At 29.4% G+C, this 1,131-nt stretch carries 1 protein-coding gene; it reads left to right on the top strand.

Translation table 11 applies throughout. The features are described 5' to 3' along the window. On the top strand, positions 1–597 hold a 597-nt coding region (locus tag J8L88_RS23365), incomplete at its 5' end, for a hypothetical protein (protein WP_211062072.1). Positions 598–1,131 lie beyond the last annotated feature (534 nt).

Raw genomic sequence — 1,131 nt, 5'->3', positions numbered from 1 at the left:
GTAAGTAATTTGAAGAAACATTTGAAAAAAATATTAATACTTCTAATCGGAATTCAATATTGTGTATTCGGACAAGAATTTTCGCAACTCAAATCTGAATTAAATATCAAATTCCCTAACGATTCAATAGTTGGGGACAATGTTTGGGCTTTTTATGAAGAAATGGCTAATATTAAGGAAATTGATAAGAGCATTGTAAAAAAATATTTAAATGGTTCAAACATTTATCAAGTAACATTAACCAATTATTTAGGCTATCATATAGAAGATGCTGATTGTTTAGTAATTTTCAACAATAAAACATCTGAATTAGAATTAATTCCACCAATCTGGTTTGACCTATCAATGGATGACTTTTTCTCTAAGTTTTTTGGCAAACAGTTCGAATCGAAATCTGAACTAAAAAAGTTTATATTTCAAATACAAGAATTGATGTTAACTGGCTCTGTTCTAAAAAGCTTTGAAAACAATAAGTTCGAATCTAACAAAATTTCTTTTGATTTAATAGAAACTAGAAGATCTAAAAAGAAAGTTTGGAGAAGAATGGAAATCGAAATCAAAGACAACGTAATGATTGACTTTATAAAAGATAATTAAAAACTACTTACAACAACATATATGTGATCATAGCAGCTACGTGATGAATCGAAAGGTTATTGTATTTTTGGTAAGGCGCAATGCTTGCTCCAAAGTAAAAGTTAGCAACCAATGCGCAGAAAAGTCGAAAAACAGGGTAACAATTTGCCCTGCTACGACACATATATTAAACGTTATATTTAACGCTCCTACTCAATCTAGACTGACAGATATACAGCTTGAATAAAAAAACGACTAGCAATTCATAATCGTTGAAAACAGCCTGATTAAACACCTGATTGAAAAAAAAATGAAAATTTGGGGTAAGATTTTAAATCTAAATGAACTATTAATAAAAAAGACTGACTTTTGTAATTGTATGGTCTATAACATAACAACTTGACAATTTTGCTGCAAAGCAATACCTGTCGCTATAAAATATAACAACGTGTATAGTTCATTACTTCGGAATTTCATCCTGAAATTCTTTCGCTGCTGAACATTGGTCATCGTTTTTTTTACTACTTTAGTATAAGTAACAAACCATACACAAAA

The sequence above is a fragment of the Aquimarina sp. MMG015 genome (genome assembly GCF_018100855.1).
Classification (GTDB): Bacteria; Bacteroidota; Bacteroidia; order Flavobacteriales; family Flavobacteriaceae; genus Aquimarina; species Aquimarina latercula.
Note: the sequence above shows the minus strand (reverse complement) of the source record. Positions and strands in the feature narration are given on the sequence as shown.